Genomic DNA, 14,943 nt, shown 5'->3' with positions numbered 1-14,943 from the left:
AAAAATGTGTTCTGCTACTTACTGCTGTTTCCGGTAGCCAGCCGGATACCTTCTTTGGCATAGTTCCACTGATTGGCCAGTTTCAGATGGATCATATCGAAAAGGAAATATCCGTCGCAAGCGTCCATGCAAGCTTTGACGGACTTCACAATGGCCTCGTTTTCCTGCGCGGGCGTAGCTATATTTTTCAGGTCCCAGTTACCCACATCGGGACCACCGGCCACCATCGGACAATCCTTTCGGATTTTCTCTTTCGCCAAACGGCAGAATCCTTCCATCGTCCACTCCGTACTTCCGTACACCTTGAGCGGTGAGGCGTAAGCTCCGATCAGCATCTGATCCATCAAGTCGGCATACCCGTACTTGCAGTATTCGGCCGAAGCCCAACGGTAATCGGAAGCGGAATATTTCTTGCTCGCCCAGTTGACACCCACTTCGTAATAAATAGAGTACCATCCGCCGACATATACGCCGAACTTCACCTTCGGATTCGTGTCTTTAACCGCTTTACGGGCTTTCGCCATAAAATCGTGCATCACTTTAGCACGGAATTCAAGCCATTTCTTAAAATAAGGGGGATAAGACGTCATCTTGTTTATATCGACCATCGTAGCGCCTTTAGGCAATATATCGTCGGGGAAATTGTTTACTTGCTTTCCGATATAAGCCTCGAATTGTTTGCGCGTCAGATCGGAGAAATCGGACTGAATACCGTCGAAGCGTCCGCGGTCAAGAAAAATCCCGTCCAAATCGTATTGAGCAAGGTCTTTCAGCAAGGCGCACAAGTAGTCTTGCACTTCGGGGTTTACGGGATTAAAAAATTTGGTGTTTCGCTGACCGTTATTCAAAGTATTCGTAATACCGGAAGCAAGATTTTCGGAGGTTGCCCAGTTCTTTTTCGACGCATCGCGAAAGAGGATGCCTTCCGTTCCCAGCGAAGTGCTGTTGCCGCCGGTCATGGTATTGAATCCGGCATGCACTTTCAAGCCCAAGCGGTGTCCTTCGTCGATAAAAGCCTGAAGATAGTCCCACGTTGCCTTCCGTTCGATTTTCGTATACGTACCTTTCACCCAAGCTCCCAGCCAACTAACCGGTTTGGAACCGGGCACGGAAGAACGAAAGAGAAGGTCTCCGCTGGTCGGACGCACATCCACGACCACGTCGGTAAAACCGGCGTCTTTAGCAAGCGCCAGATCACGGGCAATGTTCTCCTTGCTGTCGGCAAAATCGGGGAAATTGGCGGCCGCATCGATCCAGATAAAGCGGGGTTTCTCCGAAGCCGGCGTGACATCGGGAGTGTCCGGTTTTTTCGGCCATTCCCAGGGCAATTCTTTCTTTTTTTCTCCACAGGCGGAAAGAAACGCAAAAATAAGCAGTAATAAATAAGCGTATGGATATTTCATCATAAAACATAAAAAAGGAAGGGACATTGAATCCCCTTCCCCGTAAAAACAATTTATAATTACATCAGTTTACTTACATCGATACAATCGAACTCATAAGCATCGACCCCTCCATTCGTGCCAAAGAGATACAACACCATTTTCAATCCGTCGGCAGAAACTTTCAGATGAATGTCTGCCGTTGAGTTTGCGTTGTTGTCGGTCGGCAACGAAGGTGATTTATATACGAGCGCATTATCTCCTCCGATGCTCGAAGGAACCGTCACATCGAAAATGAAACCGATTGCGTTCGCTGCATAGAATTGACTGCCTAAAGCAAGGTAAGCAGCTCCGTTAAATACCACTAAATCGAGTGCATGGTTCACATGCTTATCCAGACCCAGACCGGTTAAGTTTGCTCCGGTATTCAGCGTTCCGTCTGCATTGAAGAACCCGACGGCATTCACAGGACCGTAACCGGCAATAAACAAACCTTTGTTCAAATCTTTCTCTATAGCGGCCACATCGGCGACAAAGTTCCATTTAATCTTCGTCTCATCGGCCGTGTACACCTGCGGTTCCTGCGACTTCAATATGCCACCGGTTACCGTCCAGTAAAGGACATCGCTCGACTTATCGGAAGGAGCGAAAATGATCGCATCTCCATCCAGACTTCCGGTAACAGACATTCGGCGTCCCGATACAGGAGCATTTTTGAATTCAATGTACTTCTCCGGCCCGGCCGTATCCTTTATTCTGTAGATCGTCAACGTTCCTCCGGCTTTGTTGTTGTAATTCGAGATAAGCAAATTATCATGATCATCATTCGTAATAAAGAAGTTCCCCAAACTGGATTTGAAAGGCAACGAAATAGCACCTACCTTTTTGCCCGTGAAACGGTCGACATACGTCAAATCGGAATTCCGTGTATTGATAAACACATACTTGGAAGATACGGCGATACCGGTACTCCAGTGATTACCTTGATTAATCCCGATATCGGAAAGACGAATGCTGAACAGTTGTTTGGCACTTTCTTTACGCAATCCGTACGGAATCTTATCGGGAATAAGAATTTGCACCGTATATTTCTGTGTCGATCCATCATGAGCCATTACGGTATATTCCACCGGTTTACTGAAATCCTGCGGCAACGACGGATCGGGAGAAACCGTAGCATGTGCCGATACCTTGATGGTCGGTACCATGTTCGAAAGATCCAATCCTCCGGAAATAAGTCCGATCATTTTCTTATCTTCGAAAATAATCCCTTGTATTCCTTTAGAAAGCGAAAACTCGGTGATCATTTTCTTGGAACTCTTCCGACGTTCTCCTTTGACCGTCAGTCTGGCTTTCGATCCATTCGGCGAAATAACGGTAATCTGATGTTCCTTCGTCAAATCAAAGATACCGCCTAATCCCGGTTCTACGGTCACATTATTCGGTAAAGAAGCATACAGCTTCATCTTCGTCAGATCCGTCTCGTTGTTGCTGTCTTCGGGATAGAACCAGGGAACAACAAATGTCAACACATCTCCGTCGTTATAAGGAGCGGCTTTCTCGGGATAAAAGTCTCCCGACCCATCGGAGAATTTAACATTAAATCCGTGTGCTCCGGCCGAAGATTCATCCATCACCAACTCCTCGGGAGTTTGGCAGCCTGTTAATGATAAGGCTATGCTGCACAATATGCTAAAATAAATATTTTTCATCTTTCTTTCTGTTTTTATTTCCATTCATCTAATTGCTGAATAGCCGAATTGTTGGCAAGTTCGGCAGAAGGTATGGGAAACGACTTTTGAAGTCTTTCGGTATATTTTCTTACCTGATCGTCTACAACCACATACTGATAACTGAACGTATCTCCGGCCTTTTCTATTTTCAACCCATGAAAACGCTCGTTGTTAAGCTCCGCCATGGCTCTGTTCCACCGGCGAAGATCCCAATAATATTGTCCTTCGAAAGCCAGTTCTACTTTTCGTTCATGACGTACAGCCTGCATTAAAGCATCGCCGGTTTTGGCACTCCAGGGCAGACTTACACGTTTCCTTACGGCAGTAAGCGCTTGATTAGCCGTTGCCGCGTCTTTCAATTCGGCCGCAGCCTCCGCCAAATTCAAGTACACTTCGGCCAGACGAATTTCGATCCAGGGTTGTGTGCTGAGATTTTTTTCCACATCCGTATTCTTTTCATCCAGATTTTTTCTCAAGAAATACCCGGTAACAGTATGTCCGTTCGACGCCGAAGCAGAGCCATAGTCCTGAAAGCCGTCGGCACCTCCCACAAAAGCTTCAATTTTACGACCTTTCCAGGAAGCGCCATTGTAGAGTATGGAAGCTTTGAAACGAGGCTCCAACAGTTCGTATGGCGGTGTTTCGGTTGTTTTGGAACGCCATTTACTCCAATCGGGCTTTCCTCCGGTTGCCAGTTCATATTCTTCCACCATTTCCTGCGTAGGACCGGCCAAAGCTCCCAGTCCGGCATAATCGCCTCCGGGCACGTAGTTCTTGTCGAAGTTATGCGTTGGGGCAGGGGAAACATAGCGGAAATACAGGATCGCTTCCTTGTTTCCCTGCTCATAGCTCGCAAAAGCTTTTCGATATTCAGGATTGAGTTCGTACACAAGCCCCCCTTTATCATCTTTCAAATCGATACATTCCTGAGCGGCTGTTTTGGCCTTATCCCACCGCTGGGCATAAAGCATCACTCTTGATTTAAACGCCAAAGCCATTCCTTTCGTCAGGCGTCCCGATTCGGCAGCCGGACGAGTAACCGGCAGAGAAGCGATGGCTTCATTCAGATCCTTTTCGATGAAATCCCATCCTTCGGCTTCCGATGCTCTCGGATTGTCTTTGTGAGAAGTCGGCTTATCTAATAAAATGACGCTCTTATGGCGCTTCATCAATTGGAAATAAAGATAAGACCTGAAGAAACGCAACTGTCCTTCATAATCTTTTTTCTTCTCGTCGGGAAATTTAGCAAATTCATTTAATCCCAACAATGCCTCATTGACACGGCGCACTCTTTCGTAAGCATCGTTCCAAACACCGAGCGAGTTCTGGTCGGGCGTGATACGTTCGGGGTAGTACGCGTAGAGATTAGGCGTACCTACTCCCGCAACATTTCCGGCATATTTGAGTTGGTCGGTAAGACCATCGGTCAGCAGGGTTGCGCCGAACTGTCCGTTTCCAAAGTTTCCGTAAGTTCCTATATAAGTATAAAACCCATTTAAATAAAGGGTGGCATTTTTTTCACTTTCCCACGTGAACTTATTCGAATATTTATTGGTAGGCGTAGGATCTAAAAAGTCCTGACAGCCGACAAAAAGAATAAAGCCGAATAACAAGATCGTATGATAAAATTTATTTTTCATAATTTGCTTATTTTAGAAAGTAATGTTTAATCCGATACTGTACGTTTTCTGTTGAGGATAATACCCGTTGTTTACATCGGGAGCCTCCGGATCGATATACGGCATGTGACTTAATGTAAACAAGTTCGATCCTGAAACATAAAGGCGCAAATTATCGGCCCCTATCTTCTGTATCATTCTTTTAGGGATGCTGTATCCTAATTGAACACTTTTGAGACGCACATAGGAACCGTGGATAAGCCATAGCGTATTGGCGTATCCGTTGTTGTCGGGTTCGAGGGTCAGACGCGGATATTTGGCATTCGGGTTATCCGGCCGCCATGCGCCTTCCATCAGGTAAACGGGAGAGTTTCCGCCTCCGTAGAAAGGACGTGTAAACTGCGTGTTATCCCAACCTACTCCGTAGTAGGATCCCATCAACGCGACATCGGACATCGCTCCGCCCTGAAACAGTGCCGAGAAGTCGAATCCTCTCCAGTCGGCCCCCAGATTCAAACCGGCAATCAGTTCGGGATAGTTGCTTTTGCCGATAAACGTACGGTCTTGATCGTACGTAATTTTTCCATCCCCATTGAGGTCTTTATACTTGATGTCTCCCGGACGGGTCGGTTTACCTGCCACAACGGCCGAATTGGCAATCTCTTCTTCGCTTTGGAACAGACCCAACGCGATAAAACCTTCTTTTTGTCCGACGGTACGTCCGTTATTCTTCTGCCAATAAGGGATATTCGGGCTTTGGTCCCATTTGATTATTTTACTCCGAGCCCAGCTCACATTGGCTCTGATTCGGTAGTTGAAGTCATTGATGCGATTATTATGAGAGAGCGTCAATTCAAACCCGCGGCTATCTACAATCCCTTCATTCACGTAGATGGGGTAATACTTTCCGACAGAAGGCGGATAAGAAGAAGGTTTGCGCAGAATATTGGAAGTCACTTTATAAAACGCGTCGAATTCTACGCCAAGTTTGCCCCCCAAAAACATGGACTCGAGTCCGAAGTTATAGGTGGTAGCTACTTCCCAAAGCATATCGGGACTTGCTACGACATCGGTCATCAATGCCCTCTGAGGAGTTTCTCCGAAGATAACCGATGCGTTTTCCGAAATAAACTTCATGTAGCTCAGGTAAGAGAACGGATCCACCGCCGCATCATTCCCCAATTTACCGTATGAAGCCTTTATTTTCAGATCATCGACAAAAGAGAGGTTCGAATTGTTTTTGAAGAAATCTTCGTTCGAGATTCTCCATCCCAAAGAGAACGCGGGGAAAAAGTCCCAGCGTTTATTCTTCGCAAATTTATACGATCCGTCATAGCGACCCGACAGTTCGGCCAGATACTTCTGTTTGTAGGCATACGTAATACGTCCGACATAGCCAGCCCGAGGAGATGTTTTGCTTTCTCCGCCAAACCCTTTTCCGATATCGCTGATCTTATTCATCAGGTCGAGCTCTTCCAAACCGAGAATATCCAGATCAATCCCGGATACATGAAATTTATTGAATCTTCTGTCGGAATGTTCATAAAGGAACAATCCCGTCACATCGTGATCGCCGAACGTATTGGCATAGTTGATCGAATATTGGCCGGTAAACCGGGATGCTCTTCCCATCGACTCGGTCAAAGAAGGTCTTGAGATGGCCTGAAAATTATTTTTGGTGTAAAATTTATCCGTATGCAATTGCGTGATATCAGCCCCCATCAACTCATACGTATTCTTAAAATTCTTTCCGTACGTATAGTCATGGTCGTAGCTTAACATCGCCTTGATATGCAAGCCTCTTATATGGGGGATATTCCATTTTAAAGAGAGGTTGCTTTGCAAAACCGCCATGGTCGTATTGTTGTACCCCGATAAATCTCTTGCAGCAATCGGGTTCATTGGTATCGGATTCACTTTCGAACCGGTAGGAATGCCTTCGTATTCTTTCGGCAGAAAAGGTAAAGCTTTCACCGCTTGCCTGAGGATGCTGTAACTATAAGCGCTTCCTTTGATACCGCCCCCTTGTCCTGCATCTAAAGCCGGAGCTTTTCGTTCTTCCAAGCGGGCACCAATATCTAACGATAGAGACAGGTTTTTCGTGATATTGGCATCTACATTGCTACGAATGTTATAACGTTCGAAATCGAAGTTCTTGATATTTCCCTTCTGATTATAATATCCGGCCATAACGTAGTACTTCACATTTTCATTTCCTCCGTTTACGGCAATATTATGATGTTGGGTATGTCCTGTCTGGAAAATCTCATCCAGCCAATTCGTATTTCCCAGTTTACCGCTCGGATCTCCATTTCTCATTTTATTTACGTCATCTTCCGTAAACAGAGGATCTCTTCCATCCATTTCACGGGCTTTGTTATAGTAATACGCATATTGAGGCCCATCAAGGAATTTTGGGAAAGCGGTATTTTCGTTGGACGAAAAACTCGTCGAATACGTGATTTTAGTCTTCTGAGCAACACCTTTTCTTGTAGTAACCAAGATGACTCCATTAGCTGCCTGCATTCCATATACCGCTGCTGCCGAAGCATCTTTCAGAATGGTAACAGACTCAATTTCATACGGGTCAAGTTGATTATACGAACGCTGCACCCCGTCGACCAAAATAATCGGAGCATTGTTTCCGGTCGTTGAAAATCCTCTTACCAAGATGCTGGCATCGTCGCTACCCGGCTGCCCCGATACCTGCGTAGAAGTAATACCCGGCAAACGCCCGGTAAGCATCGAGGAGATGTTCGATACGGGATTCTTTAACAGCTCTTTTCCCTGAATCTGTACAACAGAGCCCGTAACGCTCACTTTCTTCTGCGTGCCGTAACCGACTACGACCACTTCGTCCAAGAGTTTGGTGTCGTCTTCGAGCACAATGGAAAAATCTTTCCGGTTTCTGACCGGAATCTCCTGTGTCACGTAGCCGATGTACGAGATCTGAAGAACGGCCTTCTCCGGCACCTCGAGCGAAAAACGCCCGTCGACATCGGTGATCACGCCGTGCCCTGTACCTTTCTCCACGACATTGGCTCCGATCACCGGCCGCCCTTCGGCATCAACCACTTTTCCGCTGATACGTCGCGAGGCCTGAGTAACCGATTGTTTAGCGGCCTCTTGTTTATCTTTCGAAAGGACGATATAAGAACCGTCGATCCGATACTTGATACCGGAATTGCCGAACAATTCCTGCAATGTCTCCCGAATTCCCTGCTGACGTACATTGAGGGAATACTCGCGCTTGATGTCTACATCGCCCGAGTAAATAAACAAATAGCCGGACTGAGATTCGATTTCATGAATAATCTGTTCGAGACGAACGTTGTTTTTCTCAAGCGAGACTTTGTTCTCCTGCTCCGACAATACGCCGGCATGTATACTACCGGAAGTCAGTAAAAACGATAGCACAAACATGTTCGTACATCGGAACAGGTTTCTGAATAAAGAATTCCGTTTATCCGGATTCTTTGATAAATGTTTTTTTGCCATATTGTTAAATGTTTTTTATGATGGAATTAGATATTTAGCATGAATTTTCAGTGAATGTAAATGACCGACTCGGATTCGTCACGTTCAAACACATAACGCTCTTCTTGTTGGAGCAGACGCAATATATTTTCCATTCCGTCCGATATGCGGAACTTACCGCTGAAAACCTTCCGCCTGATCCGGTCATTTTCGATCCGGACCGTAATGCCGTAACATTTTTCAAGGCGAGACATCAGTTCTTCAAAGGGAGTGTTCCGGAAGCAATGACAGCCGCAACAGCAGCAATTTTCAGCAGTTCTACTCCTATTCTGCGATAAACTCTCCGTTGTTTTTCAGCACGCAGGATAGATGTTTCCTCTTTGTTTTCTGACAAGATCAGCGCGTCGAAAAAAGCACGTTCGGATATCAGCTCCTTCATGTGTTCCTCCGATTCGGCCAGCCATTCCTTGACTGACCGTACCTCTTCACGTACCTCTTCAGATGTAGCCGTTCCGTCGAAAAAACTATGTAACGTTTCGCGTTTCATTCATTATCGTTTGTATATAAAGCAAACATTTAGGCATAAACCCTAAATAAAATCAAAAAAAAGTCGATTCATCTCTTCTCAACAATATACATCTGCGCTTCGGATAAGAAAAAAAACGTTGATTCAGAATGGAAAGCTTGATTTTTTTTATTGCTGTCCGATAAAACTATAAAAGCAATAAATATTGTCCCCTCAGTCCCTATAAATAGTACCTTCATATTTCCTTCTTAAAAAGTAAGCCCCTCTTATGGCTGATATAGCTTTTTTTAGTGAACAGCCGTTGCAGAGAACGAATATAAGCTCTATAAATGTACAGAATCTCTTCTTCTGTGGGGTTCCCAAGCCTTAGAAATGAAAATAGAGGTGCGCGTATATGCTTAATTCGGCTATTTTTAGCGGACAGCAATGAAAACCGGAATATCCTCAAATAGGATGTGCAAAAGAACGGTGAGTGAGAACTTAAGGGACTTTCGGAGAAGCGAGGGGCAGAGAAGGAGAAAAGAAAGGTGCGGTCAATTTTAATCAACCACACCTTCCATTATCAATCACACCGAATGAATATTTTCTTTTTCCGGTTTTTCCACAACTTGGTCATATCCTCCAATGTTTTGCCTTTCGTTTCGGGAACGAGCTTCCAGACAAAGATGGCGGCCATCACACAAATGATACCGTAGAGTGCATAGGCAAACATGTGTCCGAACTTGTCACCCATCTCTCCCAAACGCATATTATACATCGGCACGAATGTGGATGAAACGATGAAGTTGAAAATCCATTGGAATGCCACGGCAAGGGCCACAGCCGCACCGCGAATGGTATTCGGAAAGATTTCCGCAATCAATACCCAACAAATAGGCCCCCAACTGAACATGAATGAAGCACTGTATACCATGATGCTGACAACCGGAAAGACGGATGGAACGCCTGTGGCAAAGTTGCAAAGAGCTACACCACACGCCCCTATCGCCATACCGATGGAACCGGATATCAGCAACGGTTTTCGTCCCCATTTTTCTACCGTGAAGACAGCCAGCAAAGTGAAGAGGATATTGATGACACCCATAATCACTGTCTGTACCATCGGGTTGCCCATGCCCATCGTATGGAAGATGCGAGGTGCAAAATAAAGCACTGCATTGATGCCGACAGCTTGCTGGAATACGCTCAACATGATACCGATGAAAATAACCATCCATCCGTATGTAAATAGTTTTTCCGTCTTTTCTTCGGTGGTTGCCTTGATTTCGGACAAAATGACTTTTGCCTGCACAAGTCCATTGATGCGGCTCAGCACATGCAACGCCTTTTCGTCTTTACCGCATAGGGTAAGATAGCGGGGTGTTTCAGGTACAAACAGTACCAGCAAGACAAAAAGCCCTGCAGGAACTGCCTCGCTGACAAACATCAGACGCCATCCGGTTTCAATAGTCCACACAGCTACATCCGGATTCATGATTCGGTTTACTCCGTTCACCAAATCAATGACGGGATTGGCATGGCTGCCTAAAATCAAAAAATTCACGAAATAAACCACCAGCTGACCGAAGATTATGGCAAACTGATTCCACGACACTAATGTTCCACGAATATTGCTCGGAGCAATTTCCGCAATATACATCGGGCAAATGGCGGAAGCTAAACCAACACCGATACCGCCTAAGATGCGATAAAGATTGAATGCAATCAACAACGAATAAGAGGGTACTCCCTGCTCGAAGAGCGGAAACTCAGGATAATAAGAACCGAGTGCAGATAATAAGAACAGCACACCGGCTACGAGAAGAGACTGTTTGCGTCCCAATCTGGAAGCAAGAAAGCCCGAAATCGCACTACCCAGAATACACCCTATCAATGCACTGGAAGAGGTGATGCCGTGCATCGTGTCGGTATATTCGAAATTGGCTCCCATGAAGAAAGCCTGAATTCCTTTCTCCGCACCGGAGATAACTGCCGTGTCGTATCCGAACAGCAAGCCTCCGATGACAGCAACAAGCACAATAGAAAATAGATAGACTTTGCTGCCGTTTTCCGTATTACTCATGATATAATTTACAATACGATAAAGATTAGCAATACATATTTACTATTGCCTCATACAACTCTTGTTTGCCACTGATCTGTTTAGGTTCGCCGCTGTTGGCTTTAGCGTATGCCACCACATCTTCCAGCGTCAATCTGCCTTCCTCGAACTCCTTGCCCTTGCCGGCATCGAAAGAAGCATAGCGGTCGGCCAGCATCTTTTTGTAAGGAGATTCTTCAAGCAGTTTGGCTGCGTTTTCAAGGGCGCGTGCCATAGCGTCCATGCCTGCAATGTGCGCAATGAAGATGTCTTCCAAATCGGTCGAGTTACGGCGAGTCTTAGCGTCGAAGTTCGTACCACCGTTGCCCAGACCATCGTTACGAATGATTTGCATCATGGCCTGTATCAGTTCAAAGTTATCAATAGGGAATTGATCGGTATCCCATCCGTTCTGATAGTCACCACGGTTGGCGTCGATGGAACCCAACATACCGTTGTCGACGGCTACGGCTAATTCGTGTTCAAAAGTATGACCGGCCAACGTAGCATGATTCACCTCGATATTCACTTTGAAGTCCTTATCCAGATTATGAGCTTTCAAGAAGCCGATGACGGTTTCGGTGTCTACATCATATTGATGTTTGGAGGGTTCCATCGGTTTGGGCTCAATCAGGAATGTACCGGTGAAGCCTTTGCTGCGGGCATAGTCGCGGGCAAGGGTCAACATCCGTGCAAGGTGTTCCTTTTCACGTTTTTGGTCCGTGTTCAGCAATGACATATAGCCTTCACGTCCACCCCAAAATACATAGTTCATTCCACCTAGTTCGATGGTTGCGTCGATGGCGTTCTTGATTTGAACGGCAGCACGTGCCACTACGTCGAAATCCGGATTGGTTGCGGCACCGTTCATGTAGCGTGCATGGCTGAATACGTTGGCAGTACCCCACAGCAGTTTGATGCCTGTTTCCGTTTGTTTCTGTTTGGCGTATGCCACAACAGCTTTCAGGTTGGCTTCGTATTCTTCGATGCTATCGGCTTCTTCGCAAAGGTCTATGTCGTGGAAACAATAGTATTCGATGCCCATTTTCTGCATGAACTCAAAGCCAGCATCCATTTTGTTCTTGGCGGCCTGCACTTTGTCTGCACTACTGTTCCAAGGGAATTGCTTCGTACCACCGCCAAATTGGTCGCCACCTTCCGCACAGAGGGTATGCCACCATGCCATGGCAAATTTCAGCCAATCTTTCATCTTTTTTCCCATCACCACTTTTTCAGCATCGTAATAGCGGAATGCCATTGGGTTCATGCTCTCTTTTCCTTCGAACTTAATTTTTCCTATTCCGGGAAAATACTCTTTTGTTACCATAATCTTAATTTGTTTTTAGAATTTATTATTTTTTGTTTTCTATTTGTTTTATGAAAGCACGTTAAGCAGACATTGTTTCCAGCGTCCGTATGCTCCTGCATACGCTTCACGGTCGGCCAGTTTCGGCTCAATGACTTCCACCTTCTCTAATGTAGCAAAAGCCTCGTTATTATCTTTGTAGATGCCGGCACCAATGCCTGCCCCTTTGGCTGCTCCTACGGAACCGTCGGTATCGTACAGTTCAATTACTGCGCCTGTTACTCCTGCCAGCATTTCGCGGAACAGCGGGCTGAGGAACATATTGGCTTTTCCCGCATGGATTTTCCGGATGGAGATACCCATCTGTTCCATAATGTCGATGCCGTATTTAAAAGAGAACACGATACCCTCTTGTGCCGCACGGACGATGTGTGACTTCTCATGTAAATTGAAATTGATTCCTTGGACAGAACAACCGGTTTCTTTGTTTTCGAGCATGCGCTCCGCCCCATTGCCAAAGGGTAGAATACTCAATCCGGCGCTACCTATGGGAGCTTGCGCGGCCAATACATTCATGTCGTTGTACGAAATGCCTTCGGGAGCGACGGTGCGCTTCACCCATGAATTGAGAATGCCCGTTCCGTTGATGCACAACAAGACGCCCAAACGGGTCTGTTCGGCACTATGGTTGACGTGTGCAAAAGTGTTGACACGCGATTTTGGGTCATAGTTTACCTCTCCGTTCACACCATATACCACACCAGACGTACCTGCCGTGGAAGCTATCTCTCCGGGATTGAATACATTCAGTGATAGGGCGTTGTTGGGCTGGTCTCCGGCACGGTAAGTGATAGAGGTACCCTCTTTTAAACCCAATTCGCAGGCTGCAGCAGCATTGACACGTCCTTGTTCGGAGAAAGTGGATTTGATATCAGCTATCAATGAAGAGTCAAATCCATAGTGATTCATCAGGAAGTCGGCAATCCGACCATTCTTAAAGTCCCAAAACATGCCTTCGGATAAACCCGAAATGGTGGTGCAAATGGTACCGCTCAGTCTCATTGCGATATAATCTCCCGGCAACATAATCTTATCGATTCGCTCATATATGGCCGGTTCGTTTTCCTTAATCCATGCCAGCTTCGATGCGGTAAAGTTTCCCGGAGAATTCAGCAGATGAGAAAGGCACATTTCCTCTCCCAACATTTCAATTGCTTTTTGACCGTATGGGACAGCTCTTGAATCGCACCAGATGATAGCGGGACGCAACACTTGCCCGTTCTTGTCCACACATACCAAGCCATGCATCTGGTAAGAGATGCCGATGGCCTTGATATCTCTGGCATCCACTCCGGACTTTGTCAATACGGCTTGCGTGGCCAGCTTCAGGTTTTCCCACCAAGATTCGGGATTTTGTTCTGCCCATCCCGGTTTCACGGCAATGATTTCCGCCTCTGTCTTGGGAAAGAATGCAGACGACACGCATTTGCCGCTTTCCGCGTTTACCAAACTCGCTTTTACCGACGAGCTGCCAATGTCATAACCCAATAAATACATATACTATTTTTGTTTTTTTCTGATTGCTCATTCTTTAAATCCGCTAACATCTGTTATCGTCTAATTTTATTATATATTTTCTTGTCGAACCGGTAGTATCGTGCCGCCCGATGAGCCACTCCCTGTTGTTTCTCTTCCAGCGGGACGACGTATTCCATCATTGCTATTTTCTTATGGAAGTTACGCACATCGATTTGTTTTCCGTACACCAACCCATATAAAGTGCGCAATTGAGATGCCGTAAACTTTCGGGGCAACAGGTCAAACAAAGAAGACGGATTGAACTCGATGTATTGGCGGATGTAAGTCAAGGCCTCCTTGATTATCAGATTATGGTCGAAAGCTAATGTCTTTACATTCTGTATAGCCACCCAATCGGCCTGATAATTGTCTAAATCCCTATTCAACGCCCGGTCTATCTTCACCAGCGATAGGTAGGCTATGGTGACGATGCGTTCCACCTTCAATTGCATTGCCCGCTCCAGCCAATGAACGTCTTTAGGGTCTTTCGTACGGTTTTTCGATCCGAACGTTTTAAACTGCATCATGTTGACGTTTTTCAGCCCTGTAAGCTCTTTCAGCACTCTTTTTGCCGCCTCATCCAAATCCTCGTCCATGTAAATCAGGCTTCCCGGAAGTTTCATGTCGTGAAAGATTTCTCCTTTCTCTTCACCTACACGCTTTATCAGCAGCACTTTTAGCTGTTCTCCGTCGAACCCGATTACCACACAGTCTACGGAGATATGATTGTTTGCCAACGGCATGACATGTACTGTAGTATTTTGCATAACTTTCTGTCTTGAGCACTACAAATATAGATAAGTTTTTCCGAAAACAAAAAATAAATCTTTTATCTAACACCATAAAACACTATATCACAAATGAATACATATCACCTATATTACAATAACGATCCATATTGTTATCGTAATATATACAATATGATATAATTGTATAAAAGACAATAAGGTAGAAATACCTTAATTTTAAGTTTTTCGCATATCGGTTTCTTTAGGTATAATAAAGGGGATGCTTATGCCCTTGTGAGACAGAATCATGTTAAGGAAAAGGTACATCATAGAATGTATCAATGATATGCTGAAAAACACAGGCAAACTCGTACACTCAAGACATCGATCAATCAATAACTTCATCATGAATCCGGTCTCAGCTATAGCGGCATACTGTTTTTACGACAATAAACCTGAAGTGATTTATGGATACACCATACACAACAGACAAAACAGATGATCTTATTCTAAT

The 14,943-nt window shown here is 45.5% G+C and carries 10 protein-coding genes and 1 pseudogene; 1 reads left to right on the top strand and 10 read right to left on the bottom strand.

Features of this window, described 5'->3' with window-relative positions; translation table 11 throughout:
- Nucleotides 1-14: 14 nt before the first annotated feature.
- The 10 genes from Tanf_RS07065 to Tanf_RS07015 form a co-directional block, all read right to left on the bottom strand.
- On the bottom strand, nt 15-1,406 hold the full coding sequence (locus Tanf_RS07065) for an alpha amylase family protein (RefSeq protein ID WP_046825369.1): 1,392 nt from the start codon (nt 1,404-1,406) through the stop codon (nt 15-17).
- Between the two features lie 56 nt (nt 1,407-1,462).
- The gene (locus Tanf_RS07060) at nt 1,463-3,094 is read right to left on the bottom strand and encodes a DUF8499 domain-containing protein (protein ID WP_161794945.1); all 1,632 of its coding nucleotides are present in this window, start codon (nt 3,092-3,094) and stop codon (nt 1,463-1,465) included.
- Between the two features lie 14 nt (nt 3,095-3,108).
- Nucleotides 3,109-4,755 (bottom strand): RagB/SusD family nutrient uptake outer membrane protein, encoded by a 1,647-nt coding sequence (locus tag Tanf_RS07055; protein WP_046825367.1) that lies wholly within the window; start codon nt 4,753-4,755, stop codon nt 3,109-3,111.
- A 12-nt stretch (nt 4,756-4,767) separates the two neighbouring features.
- Nucleotides 4,768-8,232, bottom strand: coding sequence for a TonB-dependent receptor (locus Tanf_RS07050; protein ID WP_080948581.1), 3,465 nt, complete (start codon nt 8,230-8,232; stop codon nt 4,768-4,770).
- A gap of 47 nt (nt 8,233-8,279) precedes the next feature.
- The gene (locus Tanf_RS15520) at nt 8,280-8,465 is read right to left on the bottom strand and encodes a DUF4974 domain-containing protein (RefSeq protein WP_046825366.1); all 186 of its coding nucleotides are present in this window, start codon (nt 8,463-8,465) and stop codon (nt 8,280-8,282) included.
- Nucleotides 8,465-8,758 (bottom strand): hypothetical protein, encoded by a 294-nt coding sequence (locus Tanf_RS15515; RefSeq protein WP_046825365.1) that lies wholly within the window; start codon nt 8,756-8,758, stop codon nt 8,465-8,467. Before Tanf_RS15515 ends, Tanf_RS15520 begins: the two co-directional genes overlap by 1 nt.
- A gap of 541 nt (nt 8,759-9,299) precedes the next feature.
- On the bottom strand, nt 9,300-10,799 hold the full coding sequence (gene xylE / locus Tanf_RS07030) for a D-xylose transporter XylE (protein ID WP_046825363.1): 1,500 nt from the start codon (nt 10,797-10,799) through the stop codon (nt 9,300-9,302).
- Between the two features lie 25 nt (nt 10,800-10,824).
- The gene (xylA, locus tag Tanf_RS07025) at nt 10,825-12,144 is read right to left on the bottom strand and encodes a xylose isomerase (protein WP_046825362.1); all 1,320 of its coding nucleotides are present in this window, start codon (nt 12,142-12,144) and stop codon (nt 10,825-10,827) included.
- 48 nt (nt 12,145-12,192) lie between these two features.
- Complete coding sequence (locus tag Tanf_RS07020; protein ID WP_046825361.1) at nt 12,193-13,680, bottom strand: xylulokinase; 1,488 nt, start codon at nt 13,678-13,680, stop codon at nt 12,193-12,195.
- Nucleotides 13,681-13,733: 53 nt separating this feature from the next.
- Nucleotides 13,734-14,468, bottom strand: coding sequence for an NUDIX hydrolase (locus tag Tanf_RS07015; RefSeq protein ID WP_046825360.1), 735 nt, complete (start codon nt 14,466-14,468; stop codon nt 13,734-13,736).
- 259 nt (nt 14,469-14,727) lie between these two features.
- On the opposite strand from Tanf_RS07015, the pseudogene Tanf_RS14255 reads away from it, so the two are divergent.
- A pseudogene (locus tag Tanf_RS14255) lies at nt 14,728-14,942 on the top strand (transposase); the annotation flags it as partial.
- Between the last annotated feature and the right edge of the window lies 1 nt (nt 14,943).

The organism is Tannerella forsythia, assembly GCF_001006485.1.
Lineage (GTDB): Bacteria > Bacteroidota > Bacteroidia > Bacteroidales > Tannerellaceae > Tannerella > Tannerella forsythia.
The sequence above is the reverse complement of the archived record's forward strand: the minus strand, read 5'-3'. Positions and strand labels throughout refer to the sequence as shown.

Excerpts from the sequence above, each read along its gene's own strand:
- Tanf_RS07055 (WP_046825367.1), bottom strand. The coding sequence starts at position 4,755 with ATGAAAAATAAATTTTATCATACGATCTTGTTATTCGGCTTTATTCTT.
- xylE (WP_046825363.1), bottom strand. The coding sequence starts at position 10,799 with ATGAGTAATACGGAAAACGGCAGCAAAGTCTATCTATTTTCTATTGTG.
- Tanf_RS07065 (WP_046825369.1), bottom strand. The coding sequence starts at position 1,406 with ATGATGAAATATCCATACGCTTATTTATTACTGCTTATTTTTGCGTTT.
- Tanf_RS15520 (WP_046825366.1), bottom strand. The coding sequence starts at position 8,465 with ATGTCTCGCCTTGAAAAATGTTACGGCATTACGGTCCGGATCGAAAAT.
- Tanf_RS07015 (WP_046825360.1), bottom strand. The coding sequence starts at position 14,468 with ATGCAAAATACTACAGTACATGTCATGCCGTTGGCAAACAATCATATC.
- Tanf_RS07050 (WP_080948581.1), bottom strand. The coding sequence starts at position 8,232 with ATGGCAAAAAAACATTTATCAAAGAATCCGGATAAACGGAATTCTTTA.
- Tanf_RS07060 (WP_161794945.1), bottom strand. The coding sequence starts at position 3,094 with ATGAAAAATATTTATTTTAGCATATTGTGCAGCATAGCCTTATCATTA.
- Tanf_RS15515 (WP_046825365.1), bottom strand. The coding sequence starts at position 8,758 with ATGAAACGCGAAACGTTACATAGTTTTTTCGACGGAACGGCTACATCT.
- Tanf_RS07020 (WP_046825361.1), bottom strand. The coding sequence starts at position 13,680 with ATGTATTTATTGGGTTATGACATTGGCAGCTCGTCGGTAAAAGCGAGT.
- xylA (WP_046825362.1), bottom strand. The coding sequence starts at position 12,144 with ATGGTAACAAAAGAGTATTTTCCCGGAATAGGAAAAATTAAGTTCGAA.